Consider the following 17,538-nt stretch of genomic DNA (forward strand, 5'->3'; position numbering starts at 1 on the left):
GTGACGTCTGTAATGTTTTCCAGCATGTCGTAATCAAAGTTACCTCCCGGAGTATCCATTTCATGAGTAAACAGAATGTTATTGAAATTGCCTGGATCCAAAGCGAGTACAAAACCGAATTTCGGAACAAAACCGAAATTATTCGGATCAATAGGACCCATCAATTCAGTGCCTACGATCATTACCTGGTTACTGGCATTTGAATAGATTACCTGGTGGGGAATCGTGGAAGCCCCATTGTAAGTATATTCGAGTGAACTTTGAATGAGTGTTCCGGTGATCATATCTACTTCGCTGACAAACATTTTGTAAGGCATTGCTCCGGGAGGTACATCAAGCATTCCGGTCAGAATAATGGAATGTGTAGCTTCTTTGATGGTAAAATCCATCAAAATAGCGGCATCTTTGTAATTGACATAAAAGCAGTTGATCAATCCGCCACTCGAGTTAGAGACTTTAAAAGCAGGAGTTAACATTCCTGTTGACGGGTTTGTTTCCGTAAAACCGCTAATGACAAAATCATCAAAGGTTTCAACAGATAGATTCGGATTATCCCAACTTCCGTTGGTGAATTCCAAAAAACGTTGTGCGTTGCACAAATACGACACGCATAGCAGTGCCAGTGTAAGTAACGTTGTTTTCATAAAAAGTGAATAATAGTTAAGGTGAGTAAGTTAAGGCATTATTTATCATGAGTCAACTGCTAACCAACGGTTTATGTGTTTTTGTTAGGATATAACACACAAGAACCAGCTTTGGTTAGATTACGCACTTAAAATTAGTTTTTTGTGAGATTTTCAATGTGTTTTGCGGGATTCAGTTATTGATTTGAAAATAATCAAAACCATTGTGTAATAACGTAAAGTGTTGCCAGTGAAATGAATATCCATAAAATGATGCCTTGCAGGAAAGGTTTTATCCCAACGGAACGCAGCATGTTGTAATTTAATCCGGCGCCGATCAGAAAAAGTGTCAATGTGAGACCCGTTTTGGAAATAGAGACAATATAAGGAGCAACAACGGCCATTTGCGGAATATAGGTATTGAGGATGATTGCAAGAATGAACAAGCCGATGAAATAAGGCATTTTGATTCCCCCGGATTTATTCCTGAATAGTGCGGCGCTAATCACTGCAAGCGGAATAATCCATAGTGCTCGTGCCAGTTTGATGGTTGTGGCTATTTGCAGAGCTTCCGGACCGTATTTATTTGCTGCACCTACTACAGAACTTGTATCGTGGATTGAAATGGCGCACCACATTCCAAACTGTTCCTGGGTAAGGCCAAACCAGTGACCGATAACGGGAAATACAAAAAGCGCGATGGAATTGAGGATAAAAATAATTCCGAGTGCAGTAGAAATTTGTTTTTCCCCGGCTTTTATGACAGGCGAAATAGCAGCAATGGCACTACCTCCGCAAATTGCTGTTCCACTGGCGATGAGGTGTGAAGTCTTTTTATCTGTTTTGAACCATTTGCCCAGCAGTGTGCCCAATATCAGCGTACTGAAAATAGATAGAATAGTCACGGAAAAACCATTTTTCCCGGCAGCAAGTGCACTGTTTACATTCATACTGAATCCCAAACCGACTACGGATGCCTGGAGTAAAACCTGTGTGATTTTGTGATTCAAATGTAAAAAAGGATGACCGGATAAGTTGGCAATTATCAAACCTGAAAGCAAGGCCAGCGGAGGTGAGATAAGCGGAGTAAGACAGACAATCAACACAAGAAAGAAAATAATTTCCCGTGTGGTAAATTTTAAGCGGAGTCTCTTTTCTGTTTCCTTGCTTTCAGCGAAATGCTCTGTTTTCATGATGTTTTGTTTACACCACAAAGTTTCACAATCCTTGGATAGGAAGCCAATCGTAAAAAGTAATGAGCTATAACTTCAGGTTATACTGATCTGAGTACCGTCTGAATAATTCGGACAATCCATCTTCCCGGCCTTGCAGACCGATCATGTAAAACCAACGGCTCATAGTCAGATTTTCAACATCAACCACGCAAAGCTGATTGCTCTGAAGTTCTTTGGTAACCGCATGAATGGATAGAAACGCAACGCCATTTGAATGCTGCAGGTAGGTTTTGATTCCTTCCGTGCTGCCCAGCTGCATTTCTACACGAAGTTGTGAAAGCTTGATGTTTAAAGGCTTCAACGCGTGTTCGATCACTTGCAGGGTTCCGGAACCGCGTTCTCTCAATACAAACGAAAGCTCTTTCAGTTCTTCTGATGAGAGGAGTTCTTTTTTTGCCAGCGGATTTTTACTGCTGCAGACCAACACGAGTTCATCTTTCAGCCATTCGGTGTATTTTATTTCAGGATTTTTCGAATGGCCTTCCGTGATGCCGATATCAATTTCGTTTGATAACAGCAGCTGTTCTATTTGGTTGGTGTTTCCATTCATTATGCGCAGTTTCAACTCCCGGAATTTTTGATGGAATCCGGCGAGTAACGGCGGCAATACATAGTGAGACAAAGTAGTGCTGCAACCAAGACGGAGTTCTCCTTTTCGCTGATTGATGAGCGCGCTCAATTCAAAATCAATTTCCCGGTAAATTTTAAAAATCCGTTCGGAATGAGCGAGTAACAACTCTCCGGCCGGTGTGAGAATGATCTTATTGCTTTTGCGGTCGAAGAACTTCATTTTGTAGCTGTCTTCTAATTCACGGATGTGCTTTGTTACCGCCGGTTGGGTGATAAACAATTCCGCCGCTGCTTTTGTGAAGCTTTGCCGTTTGGCTACGGTATAAAAAACATGCAGTCGAAAATCCATAATATGCCTGAGAACTTCCCGTAAATGTAGTACAAGAATTTTTGAAGCAGGCAATAATGATCCGATTCTTTTGCTGCAATTTGTATTGGGAGATACACACAAAAAAGAGCACTGCTTTCGCGAATGCTCTTTTCGTGCTTCATTCGATTCGGAAAACGAATGAGGTGATTGAATGTCAAGGCTAATTGGCTACAGCAATCTGTGAATTGACATTGATCGGTTCTCCTTGCTGATTGGATTTTGTGGGTCCGTAAACATTGAATTCCTTGATTGCTTTCGGTTGAAACACGAGGCAAAGGGTAGAACCACCGTAGCTGAAATAGCCTAACTCTTCGCCTTTTTTCACGTGTTGCCCGACCTTTACTTCAATGGTAACAGACGATATTTCAGTGATTCCGATGGGCATGACACATACTTTGCCGATTGTCTTGTCTTCACTTTCAATAATGACCAATCCTCTTGTGTTTACGGCGCTTTCATATCCCTGGGAAAGAATGCCAGCACCGTCGTCGAATCCTTCTACGTGCAATTCGCTGAACATCAAACCATCAATGATCCGTGCTTCAATGACTTTACCGGATACCGGTGCGTTCCAGCGGTGAAAATTTGCCCCGCTCAGAAACGATTGCAGCACATCACCACCGATGAAATCAGTCACATGCGGACTATTATCCAACATGTTGATCAATGAATATGGCTGACTCTTGATCCAGAATGTATCGGACAGTTTGACCTTTCTGCTCAGGTTGTAAACTGTTCCGTCATTGGCAGAAACAATGATCTTCGGATTGTTGGGATCAGCAATCGGCCGGTATTGCGGATTGATCTGACGGTGAAAATAATCGTTGTAGGATTTAAAGCCCCAGTGAGGCGCATTTTTATCCGGGATGATAAATTCATTGAGTTGATTTAACTCATAAGCTGAAGGTGACAACCATCCTGTTTTTCCTGTGTTCAGTACATTACATGAAGCCGGCGAATCCAAATAGTTACACCAGGCCTGCAAGATATTCCGGATCGCAGTGTTGAATTCGGTCAACCGGAACGCAGCTTCACCGGACGGAGTAAACATCATGTACACAAAAAGAGCGGAAAGCGGAAATGTATTCCGTTTTGCAGGATCCGAATTGTATTCCGGAGCTCTCTGGATGATGTAATTCAAGGTTTCCAGCAATTGTTCCGTATTCCTGATCTTTTTTTGTGTGGCAGGGACTTCATTAATCATTTGAGTGACATACATGCGTACAATGCCATTTTCGTGGATCAGGTCCGAAAGTGCCTGCACGGAAGGTTGCAGGTTTATCGTTCCGGTTTTTTGCTTTTCGGTTTCCACATCAGAGACCAGCTGTTTGTGCCAGTTCAGCATGTCTTTTTTATCCTGTGGTAAATAGCCGGCGATGACACCATATTTAGAGGTGTACCAATCTTTTTGAGGGGTTAATTTTTCTTTTTTTGCCATGATAGGGTCATATAAGTGAATAATGTGTGTTTGGCTTGAATCCTCTTTTCCGTTTGGAATTGAGATCATCAACCGGATAAATATAAACAGTTGTAAATAAAAGGCATAGCGTGTTGGTGGCTGTTTTTAAATTCACTTAGAAATACCTGTTTTCGGGTAAAAGTGATTGCATTGACTTTGCAGGAGGGCAGATTTTAATTTGTAAATGATCTGCGTGTTTATAACCCATAACTCCACCCCGGTAATTTCCGGAGCGGAGTTGTTTTTTGATGGAATAGTTACTTTGTTTTGCCCAGGTATTGACTTGTTGTTGAGACTTGTTTCACGTAGACTTTTGCATTTGTTTTGATCACAAATTCGCTCATCCCCACGTGTGTCCGGTTGGTCGGATTCCAGTCGTAGGTATAGCCAAGCTGTGTCCATGGATATTGATCGTAGAGCTGGCAAGCATAATAACGGCTGATCCTGCTTTCGTTGAACCAGGTCACGTAATCCGGAGATACATTGGCAGGAAAGCAGGTAGAGCAGGATTTGTCGTCGATCTCACTGTCGGGGCACGGACGGAAAAGATCTGCAGGCCGTACCCAGAACTCCACGAAGTATTTGTAATTCGTACCAACCGGAGGTAAGCCGAGTAACTGTTTGAGCCGGAGATTGGTGTCTGCCACATGTTGCTTGTGAAACCAATTTTTCAGTTGTGGTGCTGTAGTTACCCAAATCGAGTAGGGGCCAGTGTTGTAGAGGGAATCTCCTCCGTTCGGGTAATAAGAGGCGCTTTTCCAGGTTACAACAAGTAGGTAGGGTTCGCCGTTAAACGTCTTCCAGATGAGATCCGGATTCTGGCGGGTGATTGCCACCAGGTTTCGATCTATTTTTGACGAGTCAGGATAGACGGCCGTGCGCATCGCATCGCGGTAGAGTGTTCGGAGATCCTGGGCATTTACGGTCCTGATAAGCAGGAGACTTGCAATCAGCAGCAAGCCAATTAGTGGATTTTTTTTCATGTGAATAGTGTTTGTGTTGATTTAAAGTTATTTAATTTTTCACGTGTCTGACTTGACAGTCGAGAAATATTTTAGTTGTTGTGCGCTCTGATCTTGTGGACAATATGCCCTTTGCCCGGAATATAACAATTGCCTGAGAAATTAACTGTCAGATGAAACAACAGCGTTGAAATGATCCGTTATCGTAGGAGTGTTACGTGTCCCTGGATTTGTTTTGACGGAATATCATCAACAGTCAGTGTAATCCACCAGGTATAAACTCCCTCTGCGGCCAGTTTACCGTCAACAAGTCCATTCCATCCATCCGCAGCGGACGTTCCCGACCATATCAGTTGCCCCCAGCGGTTATAAATAGCAAATTCACTGACCAGGCCAAAGTAATCGACAGGTTTGAAGATATTGTTGAGTTCGTTGCCATCCGGTGTAAATGTATTGGGAACATAAACCAGGTCAGCCGGTTTGAACACGATTACCTTTCTTTCGTCAGTGCAACCGTCTGAATTTGTTACGGTTAGTGAAACAATTAACGGAATGTAATCTTGTAAAGTATACGTGCATCCGGGAGTTGTGGAAACCGGCTGATCGTTGATTTGCCAGGACCAGGAAACAATGTTACCGGTAGATTGATCTGTAAACTGAATGGGGATGTTGGGTTTTACCGCTGTGGGCAGATACGAAAAATCAGCTGTTGGAACGGGAAATGCTTCTACAAGAATCGGGATTGAATCACGTATCAGGCAGTTATTGGAGCTGATTGCCGTTAACGAAACCGTGTAAATTCCCGGGCTTGTATAAGTAAACGCAGCATTTTGCGTCTGTACGATGTCTCCGTTTCCCATATCCCACATCCATCCGGAAATATCGGCAGGGCCTATTCCTGTTACGTGAACAGTAAACGGGGCGCATCCTGATGTATCACCAATTGTGTGACTGATCTGTGTGGTGTCGAATGTAATGGTGATCGAATCTGTAGATGGAAGACAAGATTCAATTTGGTATTGCAGCCAGAATGTTCCGGTTTCGGAAACGGGAAGTGTGGGGTTGGTACTTCCATCCGACCAAAGGTAGTTAGCGCCGGGAACATTGGATAAATTGTTTGAAAGTGTCATTGTACTTTCCGGGCATAATTGCAAATCGGGGCCGAGATCCAATGGAGATGGCTGTAAAAATTCCGGATCGTAATACCAGGGAAGCCCGTATATTGCAGTGGCACCCAGTGAAACGGCATTTTCTACAAAACCGCAAGCCAGCCCGGGTAGTTCCGGATTTGTGATAGCACCAATGAAATCAGCAGAAGGGTAGGCATTGTAATTGATGTAAATTTTATCGTTTGGAGCTATTTGAAGGTAGCCGACTTCTCCCGGGAAGGATAAGGGCGGACTAACCCGTATGCGGCTGGCTGTGATATTTGCAGCAGTCATATCGAATTGAAAAACACCACCTTCGGTATTGCCAAATTCACCTACGTATAAGCGGTTTCCGCTTCTTGAGAATGCCATCCCGAAACCATTTCCGGTAGCTGTTCCGGTAAAGAGATTACTCATCCCGGTTGCAATTCCGGTTGCTTTATCAAAATCAATCAGCTCGATGCTTCCGCCTGCATACGGACGACTCATCGCGATTTTTGTTCCTTCCGGATTGGGTTTCATAATCCCAACGGCCATCAGATTGGGTTGAACGGATATTCCGAGGTCTGTTGCTACCGGAGTAGGATTGATCCCGGAAGAACTGACCTGATAGGCCAGGAAAAGATTGTTGGGATGTTTTCCATGTGTAATGATCCAGGTGTCGACACAATTTGCATGCCGCACAGCGGTAACCCATTCGCCATTGGGTGCATTTAGCTGAACGTTTTTCAGTGTTGTTACATCGCCGCTTCCATTGAGCAGGTTCATGTCTACTTCCGAATACGTTATCCCATACATACATTCGCGTTCAATGGCATCTGTTGTGACAATATAGTATTTTCCCGGGTTTCCGGGTCTGGGAATAATGATGCATTGAGAACTTTTATGACCGAGTAATCCGGATCCGTTCGGCATCACCAGGTTGTTTGCATTCCAAACATCAACCCCATTCGTGTAAAATAAGAGATTGCCATTTGAGTCACTTATCGAAGCACAGGATTCTATGGCGGTCATGGCTCCGTTAAACGGAACGGGATTACCTGAACTGAAATTCAGGCCGGCCCCAAAGCCGAAGCGCCAATTCATGTGTTGATTTTGCGATAGAGCTGAGAAGGACAGCAGGAATAAATAAACAAAAGGTAATAAGCGCTTCATGGAGAGGATCAGTTCTTTCCTTTTTGAGACGTATGGTAAGCAACAATTGTTGCATGCGGTCAGAAACGTTTTTCGGAGGATTCTACTTTTGTTCTTTCCGCCCGAAAAACAAATTATTCATTTGGAATAAGAACACCCAAAATCTTTGTGGGATTGGTTTTCGGTTTCAATGAGTCGTATTGTAAGCTGTTGAACCTAAACGGATAATCGTAATACCTGAATTCAACGGTATCGGGAGAATTGAAATAAACGGCACATTCTTCCGGCACGTTATCCCCCAATTCCCAATCAATTTTTAAAACACCGTTTTCGCAGGAGCATGTTCCTTTATCGGCAATTTCCCCGGATGGTTCAAAATAGACGATAGAACCTTTTTTAATTTCAAACCACCTGCTGGATAATCCACCTCCAAAAACTCCTTTTTCAAGTGCACCTTTATGTAGTCTTGAGATAATGTTGATCCGGCCTTTTACCTTATCGCAGGTACTCATTTGGCTATAATAAGAACAAAAATCAGGGCCGTTATGATCGCGCCATTCAGACGATTCTTCACAAAGCTGATCTGAATAATCACCTGAGTCTTGACAGGAACAAATGGAAAGAGCCAGGAAAATAGTGTAAACAAACTTCATACTGATGCATATTAAGGTGAATAAGTTGTTGAAAAACCAGTGCTAATTTATATTCAATTTCCGATTTGACAGATTAAAAAAAGGGGCGTCTGTTTCTAGCGCCCCTGCCAGGGATATGATATCTCTGGAAACTAACTGAATCTGTTGATTATTCCGGGCAAAGCATATCCAGAGCTCCCATAAATGTCCGGATTGCACTTTTTATTTTTTCCGGAATGAACGGAAGACTCACAATCACACTGAATGCCGGCCTTACCACCCGGTAAATTTTGCAAACCTTTTGCAATACGTCTCCCGGTGCGTTGTTTATATCTGCTGCGGTGAAAGCGTAAGCTCCTCCTTCTTCGTAAGCGCTCAAATCGATCTTCTCAAGATCTGCATTTACTTTTTCAAAACTTTTTTCCATAAGAAATAGAATTTAATAATGCCTACTCTCTTTTGGATTTTCGACTTCCTCCGATACAAATTTCCATTGTATTTCTTTGCCGGAAAAGGGTAGGATATGCAGGAGAAATCCGGAAAATGCCCAGTAAATTCAGGAGGTTTTAATCGATCGTTTAGGGGAAAATATTCCCTGCACGGGAGCAACAATCCTTAATCGGGTGCTGAAATTTCCCCATAGAGTTTAAAACATCGTTTTCAGCGGATCCTGTCTTTTCCAAAAGTGAAAAAAACCTATCCTGCGGTAGATCGTTTGCATTGCTGTTGATTTAGCTTTGGCGAAAACAAATCACTATGAAAAAAAGAATCACTGATCTTTCGGTTCACCTGACCCGGTGGCTGCCACCATTAAAATTTTCGAGGGAATCCTCAACAGAAACACAATATAGCCGGCATATTCCTGCAAGTAAATCAGCAACCAATCTGAAAAAGAAATCATGGCAAATATCACTTTTGTAGCCAGCGACAGTACGATTGGTGACGGACAAAACCCGGATACCATGGATTATTTTATGGGTGTTCAATATCCGTGGTTGTCATTGGTCATTCCTGAATTGAGAAAGCAAACAGGTAAAACCATTGAAGTTGTAAATTTCCTGGATTCTACCGTAGAATGGCATAAAAAGGAATGCCTGATATTGGGCCCTGTTTGGGGATATTCCAGGCAGCAGGAAGATTTTGATCACTGGCTTAAGCAAATCGAACTGCTGGAGATACCCATGCAGAATTCGGTGAAATTTATTCGATGGAATTTTCAAAAAACCTATTTGATGGATTTGCAGTTGGGTGGCTTACCGGTTACTCCAACCATTGTTGCTACGGACGGAAGCAATTACGATGAAACCATGCACCGGGCTCAGAAATTATTTCATACCGATGACCTGATTCTAAAAGGTGTTGTAGATGCGGCTGCATTGGGTTACCGGCATATCAAACCCGGTGATGATGTTTCAGAGCATTTTTACCACTTGCTCAAACAACATAAAGGGGCAATCATTCAGCCGTTTTTAAAAGAAGTGGGTCAAAAAGGAGAGTTGAGCTTCGTTTTTTTTAACGGGAAGTACAGCCATTGTTTTGTGAAAGTTCCGGTGAAAAATGAAGAGCGGGTTCAGCCCTTTTACGGAGGAAAGTCTTTTCACATCTGTGATACGGACATTGCGGGATCTTTGGCTAAAATCAAGGAATCTTTCCGGCCGGACCTACAAATCCGGGAATCAGAAATTGTTTCGGGCAGGGAGCAGGTTCAGCTGATCTCCGAGTTGCTTGCTGCTTTACTTCAAAAAAAGAATATCGAAAACCCGATGTACAAACGAATTGACGGGGTGATGGTAGACGGAAAATTCCTCATTATGGAAATTGAGGGCCTGGAACCTTACATGGAAATGAAAGAGGCTCGTGAGATGGATCCGGGTAAAAATCCTGCTTCAAGTTATGTACAGGCCATTCTAAACAATCTGAGCAAAAAAGACAAACATCAAACGATTTGATACGATGAATCACACAAACGAACCGTACGCTCTTTTTCCGGTGGGCTACGGAACCCTGCAAGCAGGAAATAATCCGGATGTTTTGGAAACAATCCTGAAAGCATTGAGTAATCGGGCTAAGGATTCTAACGGAAAAAAGATCTTTTTAGATACCGCCAGGGCTTATGGTGACGGTGAATCAAACATCGGCAGTTTTTTTCAGCGACACCCTGAAATGCGGAAGCATTTTTTCGTCTGTACCAAAGTCGGGATTACGTTTGATCCTGCTTGTCCTTATGTTTCAGACCCTGTTGTCATTCGTGATCAATGTGATGAGTCATTGAGCCGATTGAACATTGATGAGGCAGATGTGATTATGCTGCACCGCGTTGATCCGGGTTTAAGTCCGGAAGCGGCTTCCTTGCTTTACGGCGAGTTGGTGAATTTCCAAAGAGCAGGGAAGACGCGTTTTATCGGTGTTTCCGAATGCAGGGCAGATTTACTCGATTTTTTGGCTCATGAACACGGTGTTCAGTATGTTGAATGCGCTTACAGTCCGTTTTCCCGGCGGGCTGAATTCAATGGAATTACAACTATCGTGAGAAAGCATGCAATTCAGCTTGTTGCTTATTCTTCCATCCTCCGGGGCTTTTTAAATCCGGTTTTATCAGAGATTTCCAACACTGATCAGTTGTCCGTTGCCGAATTGCGTGAGCGCATTTTTTCGGTGCTGCATTTGAATGAATTTGAGCAATCGGTGGGTTATTATGACCCGGATAAGATTCGCCGGAACCTAAGTTGCGTGACCGGTTTTATGTCTCTGGCAAAGAAACTCGGCATGTCTCCCGTGGATTTATCGCTTGCTTATGTGGTAACGAAGGGTTTTATCCCGATTCCCGGTAGTATGAACCCGAACAGAGCGGTTAGCAATGTAGCAATTCCTCAATTACTGGATCAGGTAACTATGGAACTGATTGATAGCATTACCGAAGGGTTTAGTGGTAATCCGAATCCGGCTTTGCTGGATTTCCTGGACGATAAGGTGTTGTGATTTTCAATAAATTAAATACCAATCAGTAAGTAGCTGATTGGTATTACCTTAATAACTGGATCATCCCCGATTTTGATTCGGATTCGCTGTTCAGGATATAATAGTATACCCCTTCGGTGCATTTCTGCCCGTCGGATGTTGTTCCGTCCCATGAAAAGGGTAAACCGGAATGAAAAACAGGATTTCCCCATCGGTTTATAATCGTCATGGAACCTTTCGTATTTCCGCTATGAAACGTCAGCAGATCATTCACGTTATCTCCATTGGGAGAAAACACATTCGGAATCGTAAGTGCTTCCTGGTTTGGCGGTATAACTGCAAATGAGTCGAGCGGGAATAATGAAACATCATCTATGAAATAATACGTTTCAATCAGTGAAGAGAAGTTGTAATGGTAGTTTGTTTGAACCTCATTCCATTTATTGAAACAGCCAAGTGTCAGGTATTCTTCTCCGCCTGATGCCAGGATTACGCCTTCTATTTTTTGCCATCCCAATGAGTCATTTAAAAAAACGCCTGCTTCACTTCGCATTTGTACCGGCCAGCTGTAAAGTGAAGGAGTAGGGACTCCGTAATAAAGTTCGTTCGGTGAGTTTTTGGAAACAGCGGCACCGAACGAATCGAAATACTGAAGATGATCAACGCCATTATCCCACCAGATGGAATCCGCCAGGCTGATGTAATATTCAATCCGGTAATATCGCTGAGCTTCCAGAGGTTCAAAAAGTTTTACCGAGGCATATTCATAGTAAGAACCTTCGCCATTAATCAATCCCGTTATTAACCCGATGTATGCTTCACCTGAATTTGGCTCCTGGAACCCATGACCGTTCAGCGGTGTACTCATACTTGTTTGGCCGTATATATCCAACTGTTGGCTGCAACTATTGAAATAATCCGGTGTGCCTACTCCCGGACCAAACCAACTTACCGTGCAATCATCAATCGTATAACCGCTATCCAGATCCGGGCAAACAATGTACTCTTCGAAATCTCCATTTGGAACCAGGTTTTGGGTGTTTCCCCACAAGGGTGCCAGGATGAACAATAGAAAGCTTATTTTTTTTACAGTCTTCAACGGTAAATGGATTTTAAATGATATTTGAAACGTTTTCATGAAGCTGAAAAACGGTTATCAGAAATAACTAACGTGAGTTATGAGAGGAAGGTTAGTAGAATAGGGATTTTTTCCGGATGAGTGATTGGGTTTTTTAATGGTGTTTTAGGTCGTATACTTTCCTGTATCTTTTTTTCGTCCGGTCTTTACAAAATGAAAAGGGAAATAACTTTCGTTATTCCCCTTTTCGATAGATAAGTCATCCTTTACGGAATGGCCTTCGTTTTTTCTTCTTGTTGTTACAGACTATTCAGATACGCTGTCAGTGCGGCCATAGTAGTCGGCATCATCACAGGTATGTTTGTTGTCATGCTTGGAGTAACGATGGTTGTAGCATTTCCGTAATAAAGCTGATTGTTATAGCTCGTAATCGCCACGTAAGTTACCTGGTATCCAATTGGAAGCTTCGCATTTGGATTGGCAAACCACCATCTTGGCGAAGCATTGTACATGTCGAGGCTGAAAATGATTTTCTGCCCTTGTTGCGTACAAGGTTCCAATACAACATAGATCTGCGTATTCGTTTTATTGAAAGCAGCAGACGCTGAAATCGTCACCTTATGATCGGTTAACTGTAATCCCGGACACAGGTTTGCCATGTCGATGTTGTAATTGGCATTCCGGCTCCAGTTGAAGTTGTAAGACTGCCCGTTCGATCCTGGCGTAACGGGATCGGATACTCTCACCCAAACGTTATCCCGTGGCTGGTTGACCGAAGGTGTACCTATCCAAAGTGTCATTTGCGGATTAAACTCCTGTGTGGCAACACTCACCACAACACCGCCGTTTTGGGCTTGTAGTGGCTGTCCCTGTGCGTTGAACATCTCAATGCGCATCGAGCCGGCTGTTATGATTCCGCCACCGCCTTGCTGAGTGCCAAAAGCACTTTGTGTCGGCATACCGCCAAGCGCATTGTCCGCAAGTCGATTGGCAACAAACATGCTGATGGTTACTTGTCCTGTCTCAAGACTTCCATCCAGACGTGTCAGTGACGACCCGGCGATAGAGACGCTGACATTGCCCTCAGAACTGACGAGCTGGCCGCCGTCCGAGGCATTGAACTGGGTTGATACCGTGTTTTGGGTTACGTAACTTCTGAAGAGGTTACTGATCGGATCATCCGCTTTTTCTGTTTCGGCAGCGGGTACCGGTTTTTTACTTGTTGCGGAAAGTTTTGAGTCTTTCTCGCAGGCTACAAACGTCATCCCGACGAACAATGCAGCCACTGCTAGTTGTGTTAATTTCATGAATAATGGTTATTTAATTCGCTGTAAATTAACCGGATGAAGTTGTTGCGGCAAGTAAAAATGAAATATTCACAATTAACTATTTTTTAACAATAAATATAACAATTTCACTTTTAGTATTATTTTTAACTAATATGTTAGTTGATATGTCAATTAATTATAGGTTTTTCCGGGAATGCAGGCAAAAAATCCCTCAGGAATTCCTGGTGGGATTTTGATGAACTTTAAGAAGGGAGTAGGTTTGGTACAAAGCCAGAATCGAAACATTCGGGAATTATAGCTGACTCTTGATATCTTTGAGCAGATCGACTAATTTCTCTGCATCATTCTTTGATTCTATATTGCTTAAAAGAAACTTGTTTCCGACTGAAACTTCCCAATACAAAGAATAACCATAAGCATCCGACTCCTCTTTGGAGAGTTTAAATTTTTCAAGGATTATCGGATTATCTTTTAAGTCAAATTCTTTTGTATAGGATGTTTCATCTTCGTCATCCTGAACGTCTGTAAATGTTTCAACTATCAGGTTGCCTTTTTCTACAGTCATTTGAAAATGAAGGATACCGGAATTCATATCAGGGATATGTGTATTCATGAAGTTTTGCAGCGTTTCAATTTTTTGAGTTAAATCAGCTCTTTGGCAAAAAGCAAATACCGAGTTAATAGTTAAAAACAGCGTCAGAAGTAATTCTTTCATTCAAAGTTAGATTGTTTGGAGGCTTTGATAATTTCAAAGTTAAAAGAAAAGAGCACCACTTTGGTAATGCTCTTGTTTTTTTGTGTGTAATTCAGGTCAGAGGAGAGTTGAAATCAAGACGAAATGAATTAATGTCGATTCTTTTCTTCCCATCTGTTCCGATACCATCTGACCAACAGCATGAAAAGTGCAAGTCCTAATGGAAGTAAGCTTAAATATTTGTGATTGTTAAGATAAAATCAAAATCAGTAAGGCAGAAATAACAGAGAGGCAAGTACTGGAAATCAAATAGCGCGGATTATGACTTAAATGCAGGACTGTAATTCCGATAATCATTGGTGCAAGGGCTATTGAGAAAGCTATTTGTTCTGTCATATAGATAAAGGTAGTGATTCAAAAGAAAATGCAAATTATTATGGAAACACTTGTTTTTTGAAAAATGAGCATATGGAAAAGCTGAAAAAATGCTATATTCGCAGACGTTTGAAGTACAATTACCGCGCATGTGGTGATTCCGATAGCTATCGGGATGATAGACACGGCAAAGTAAAACATAACTGCGCATGTGGTGAAATTGGTAGACACGCCATCTTGAGGGGGTGGTTTCCTACGGATGTGCTGGTTCGAGTCCAGTCATGCGCACAAAAAAAGAATAGAGTAATAATTCATTGTTGCTCTTTCTTTTTTTCTTGAAAAATCAGTATTTGCTCTGCGAAGTGATAATTTGAGACTTTACTACCGTCTCGGTAAAGGCATATCCTCCTTCTGCATAATGTTCCAATGATTGAATGGTGTCCCCACTTTCCAGGATAACCAGTAACAAATAAGTACTTTCACCACCGTCTTTGTAAGTAATACAAGTTTGGGCATTATTCTCAATCTGCTGCTTTAAATCTCTACGCTTTTGTCGGTCAGGCGCTATTAAAATCATCTTTTTAATACGCTCACCGCTATTGTTCACCACCTTGATCGAAACCCCTTCCCGACCTATTCCGGAACACTCCCCGCGCTCGCAAGCGATAAGGAATAAAACAAAAAATAATACTGAACCCCTACCCATAAGTTATCGTTTGAAATGATCTCCCAATATTAACGAATTATGCGGTTCGAACTTTGAACTGACTTGCGCACGAATGAGGGGAGATAATGAAAGTTGTCTCCTTTTTATTTTCCTAACTTTCGCAAAACAATCAATTTTTATTGTGTGTAAATCCCTTAAACGCAAATTAGAGCATTACCACGTTGATCATCTGTAGATTATATTGGCAAAAATCAACTAAATTTGTCAATAAAAAAGTGGCTTTATAACTCAATCTAAATTCTAAATCAATAGTATGAAAAGATTAAATTGCAATTTGGCGTTAGTTATTCTTATTCTCTGCAATTGCGTATTCGGACAAAGTAATACATGGTATACTTTCCCCTCTGGAGTACCCGAATTTTCTAATCGTTACATTTATGTAGATGATCACGATATAAAATGGGTAGGGGGATTCAGTGATGGGATGCATAAATTTAATAATGGAATTTGGACACACTATACCACAAGTAATTCACCTCTAACAAACAATGATGTAAGGCAATCGGCTTTGGACACATTGGGAAATCTATGGATGGCTACCTGGAACAAACTTAATAAGTATGACATAGCCAACAATACTTGGACAAACTTCAATGTAACCGGAGAATCAATTGATATTCTATCTTCACTCCAAATTGATAATCAAAATCGTATATGGGTTGGAACCGATGGAGGTTCGAATCCAAGTGATGGCTTGTATATGTATGATGGCACTGCATGGACATTTTATAACACAGCAAATTCCCCATTAACAGGGGGATACATTCCTCAGTTAAAAAAGGATTTAACAGGCAAAATTTGGGGATGTCATTATCAGGGGCTATTTGAAATAAATGGTACAACAATTACAAATCACTTGTTGCAATCTGCTGGTTTCCAGTCAAATACTACCGCAACATGCGTTGATTTTGACAGCTATAATAATAAATGGGTTGGTGTGTATGATGGGGGAATTGGAAAATTTGATGGCAGTACTTGGACTATTTATAATAGTTCAAATTCTCCGCTTCCGGAAAATAAAATATGGAGTATCGCTGTGGATCAAAATAATGTTGTTTGGATTGGAACGGAAACAAAAGGTCTTGTAAAATTTGATGGTATAAACTGGACTATTTATGACACAGGGAACTCTGTAATAACCAACAATAGAATTAATGCAATATCCGTTGATAAGTTAAATAATATTTGGATCGCTCCAATGTATGGGGGGATTATCACCCATAATTCATCAGGGATTTCTGGAATTTCGGGAAATGTTTATTACGATGTTAATAATAATGAAATACAGGATAGCACCGAACCATTTTTACCAAACCAAATAATTAATATTGATTCTAGCGCATTTACTTCTATTACCAACTCTTCAGGAAATTACTATTGTTCAATACCTAGCTCTGGAGTCTATAACGCAAAAGTTGTTGTAAATTCACCTTATCTAGTTGGAGTTACACCTGATAGTATTACTTTTTCAGTAAGTAATTTATCTACAAATTTAACGAACCAAAATTTTGGCATAAAACTTCAACCAAATATTCATGATCTTGCGATTGAATATACTGCAATGACATTGCCCCGACCTGGATTTAGTTATTCCTGCGATTTATCTGTGATCAACATTGGGTCATTAGTTTCCGATAGCATCAATATAAAACTAAAATATGATTCAAATTTAATTTTTGACTCCACTTCATATGCGTATCAGTTGCATCAAGGAGATTCGTTAGTTTGGTTTATAGATTCTTTATCATTGTTTGAAAGGAGATCTATTAGAATATATTTTCACTTACCTCCTGATGTTTCTTTGCTCGGTTCTACTTTATTATCACAAGCTTTTGCATATAATGATCCGGATAATGACCCAACAAATAACATCATTTCTCATACTGATTTAGTAGTTGGTGCTTATGACCCGAACGACAAAAAAGTTGAACCTGAAGGAATCGATGCTGCTGGATATATCCTATCAAATACTTCCGATCTCACATATACAATACGATTTCAAAATACAGGAACAGCATCAGCAAGTAATATTATAATTAAAGATACGATCAGTTCAAATCTAGATTTATCGACATTTCAAATGATATCAGCTAGTCATAATTATGATGCGGAAATAAGAAACGGTGGAATTGTCTGGTGGAATTTTAATGATATTAACCTTCCTGACAGTAATTCAAATGAGCCTGCTAGTCATGGATTTTTAAAGTATAAAATAAAATTAAAGCCGAACCTTTCCAATGATACTGAAATTAAAAATACTGGGCATATTTATTTTGATTTCAAT

15 protein-coding genes and 1 tRNA gene are annotated in these 17,538 nt (G+C 41.3%); 4 read left to right on the forward strand and 12 right to left on the reverse strand.

Annotation, left to right across the window (positions count from 1 at the left end; all coding sequences use genetic code 11):
* The 8 genes from Q1V93_RS04070 to Q1V93_RS04105 all read right to left on the reverse strand — a co-directional run.
* The coding region (locus tag Q1V93_RS04070) for a hypothetical protein (protein ID WP_300661815.1) at positions 1-644 on the reverse strand (644 nt) is incomplete at its 3' end.
* Positions 645-838: 194 nt separating this feature from the next.
* Positions 839-1,816 carry a putative sulfate exporter family transporter gene (locus Q1V93_RS04075; RefSeq protein WP_300661818.1) on the reverse strand — a complete coding sequence of 326 codons (978 nt, stop codon included), beginning with the start codon at positions 1,814-1,816 and terminating at the stop codon, positions 839-841.
* A gap of 67 nt (positions 1,817-1,883) precedes the next feature.
* Positions 1,884-2,777 carry a LysR family transcriptional regulator gene (locus tag Q1V93_RS04080; RefSeq protein WP_300661821.1) on the reverse strand — a complete coding sequence of 298 codons (894 nt, stop codon included), beginning with the start codon at positions 2,775-2,777 and terminating at the stop codon, positions 1,884-1,886.
* A gap of 181 nt (positions 2,778-2,958) precedes the next feature.
* Entirely contained in the window at positions 2,959-4,236 is a 1,278-nt protein-coding gene (locus tag Q1V93_RS04085; RefSeq protein ID WP_300661824.1) for a phosphatidylserine decarboxylase family protein, read from the reverse strand.
* Positions 4,237-4,514: 278 nt separating this feature from the next.
* Complete coding sequence (locus tag Q1V93_RS04090; protein WP_300661827.1) at positions 4,515-5,240, reverse strand: hypothetical protein; 726 nt, start codon at positions 5,238-5,240, stop codon at positions 4,515-4,517.
* A 179-nt stretch (positions 5,241-5,419) separates the two neighbouring features.
* A complete protein-coding gene (locus Q1V93_RS04095) occupies positions 5,420-7,453 on the reverse strand; it encodes a PKD domain-containing protein (protein WP_300661830.1) in 2,034 nt (677 codons plus the stop codon).
* 182 nt (positions 7,454-7,635) lie between these two features.
* Positions 7,636-8,154: a hypothetical protein gene (locus Q1V93_RS04100; RefSeq protein ID WP_300661833.1), complete on the reverse strand. Its 519-nt coding sequence runs from the start codon at positions 8,152-8,154 to the stop codon at positions 7,636-7,638.
* 148 nt (positions 8,155-8,302) lie between these two features.
* Positions 8,303-8,560: a hypothetical protein gene (locus Q1V93_RS04105; RefSeq protein ID WP_300661836.1), complete on the reverse strand. Its 258-nt coding sequence runs from the start codon at positions 8,558-8,560 to the stop codon at positions 8,303-8,305.
* 472 nt (positions 8,561-9,032) lie between these two features.
* On the opposite strand from Q1V93_RS04105, the gene Q1V93_RS04110 reads away from it, so the two are divergent.
* Complete coding sequence (locus tag Q1V93_RS04110) at positions 9,033-10,082, forward strand: hypothetical protein (protein WP_300661839.1); 1,050 nt, start codon at positions 9,033-9,035, stop codon at positions 10,080-10,082.
* A gap of 4 nt (positions 10,083-10,086) precedes the next feature.
* Entirely contained in the window at positions 10,087-11,112 is a 1,026-nt protein-coding gene (locus Q1V93_RS04115; RefSeq protein ID WP_300661842.1) for an aldo/keto reductase, read from the forward strand.
* Between the two features lie 43 nt (positions 11,113-11,155).
* Here the strand turns inward: Q1V93_RS04115 and Q1V93_RS04120 are convergent, their stop codons facing one another.
* The 3 genes from Q1V93_RS04120 to Q1V93_RS04130 all read right to left on the reverse strand — a co-directional run bounded on the left by Q1V93_RS04120 (position 11,156) and on the right by Q1V93_RS04130 (position 14,173).
* The gene (locus Q1V93_RS04120; protein WP_300661845.1) at positions 11,156-12,190 is read right to left on the reverse strand and encodes a gliding motility-associated C-terminal domain-containing protein; all 1,035 of its coding nucleotides are present in this window, start codon (positions 12,188-12,190) and stop codon (positions 11,156-11,158) included.
* 278 nt (positions 12,191-12,468) lie between these two features.
* Positions 12,469-13,476: a hypothetical protein gene (locus Q1V93_RS04125; protein WP_300661848.1), complete on the reverse strand. Its 1,008-nt coding sequence runs from the start codon at positions 13,474-13,476 to the stop codon at positions 12,469-12,471.
* 274 nt (positions 13,477-13,750) lie between these two features.
* On the reverse strand, positions 13,751-14,173 hold the full coding sequence (locus Q1V93_RS04130) for a hypothetical protein (RefSeq protein ID WP_300661851.1): 423 nt from the start codon (positions 14,171-14,173) through the stop codon (positions 13,751-13,753).
* A 559-nt stretch (positions 14,174-14,732) separates the two neighbouring features.
* Between Q1V93_RS04130 and Q1V93_RS04135 the strand changes: the two genes are divergently transcribed.
* Positions 14,733-14,815, forward strand: a tRNA-Leu gene (locus Q1V93_RS04135).
* Positions 14,816-14,870: 55 nt separating this feature from the next.
* Here the strand turns inward: Q1V93_RS04135 and Q1V93_RS04140 are convergent.
* Positions 14,871-15,104, reverse strand: coding sequence for a hypothetical protein (locus tag Q1V93_RS04140; protein WP_300661854.1), 234 nt, complete (start codon positions 15,102-15,104; stop codon positions 14,871-14,873).
* Between the two features lie 403 nt (positions 15,105-15,507).
* On the opposite strand from Q1V93_RS04140, the gene Q1V93_RS04145 reads away from it, so the two are divergent.
* Positions 15,508-17,538: two-component regulator propeller domain-containing protein (locus Q1V93_RS04145; protein ID WP_300661857.1), on the forward strand; the 2,031-nt coding region annotated here is incomplete at its 3' end.

The sequence above is a fragment of the Fluviicola sp. genome (assembly GCF_030151805.1).
In the GTDB taxonomy this organism is placed as follows: Bacteria; Bacteroidota; Bacteroidia; order Flavobacteriales_D; family Crocinitomicaceae; genus Fluviicola.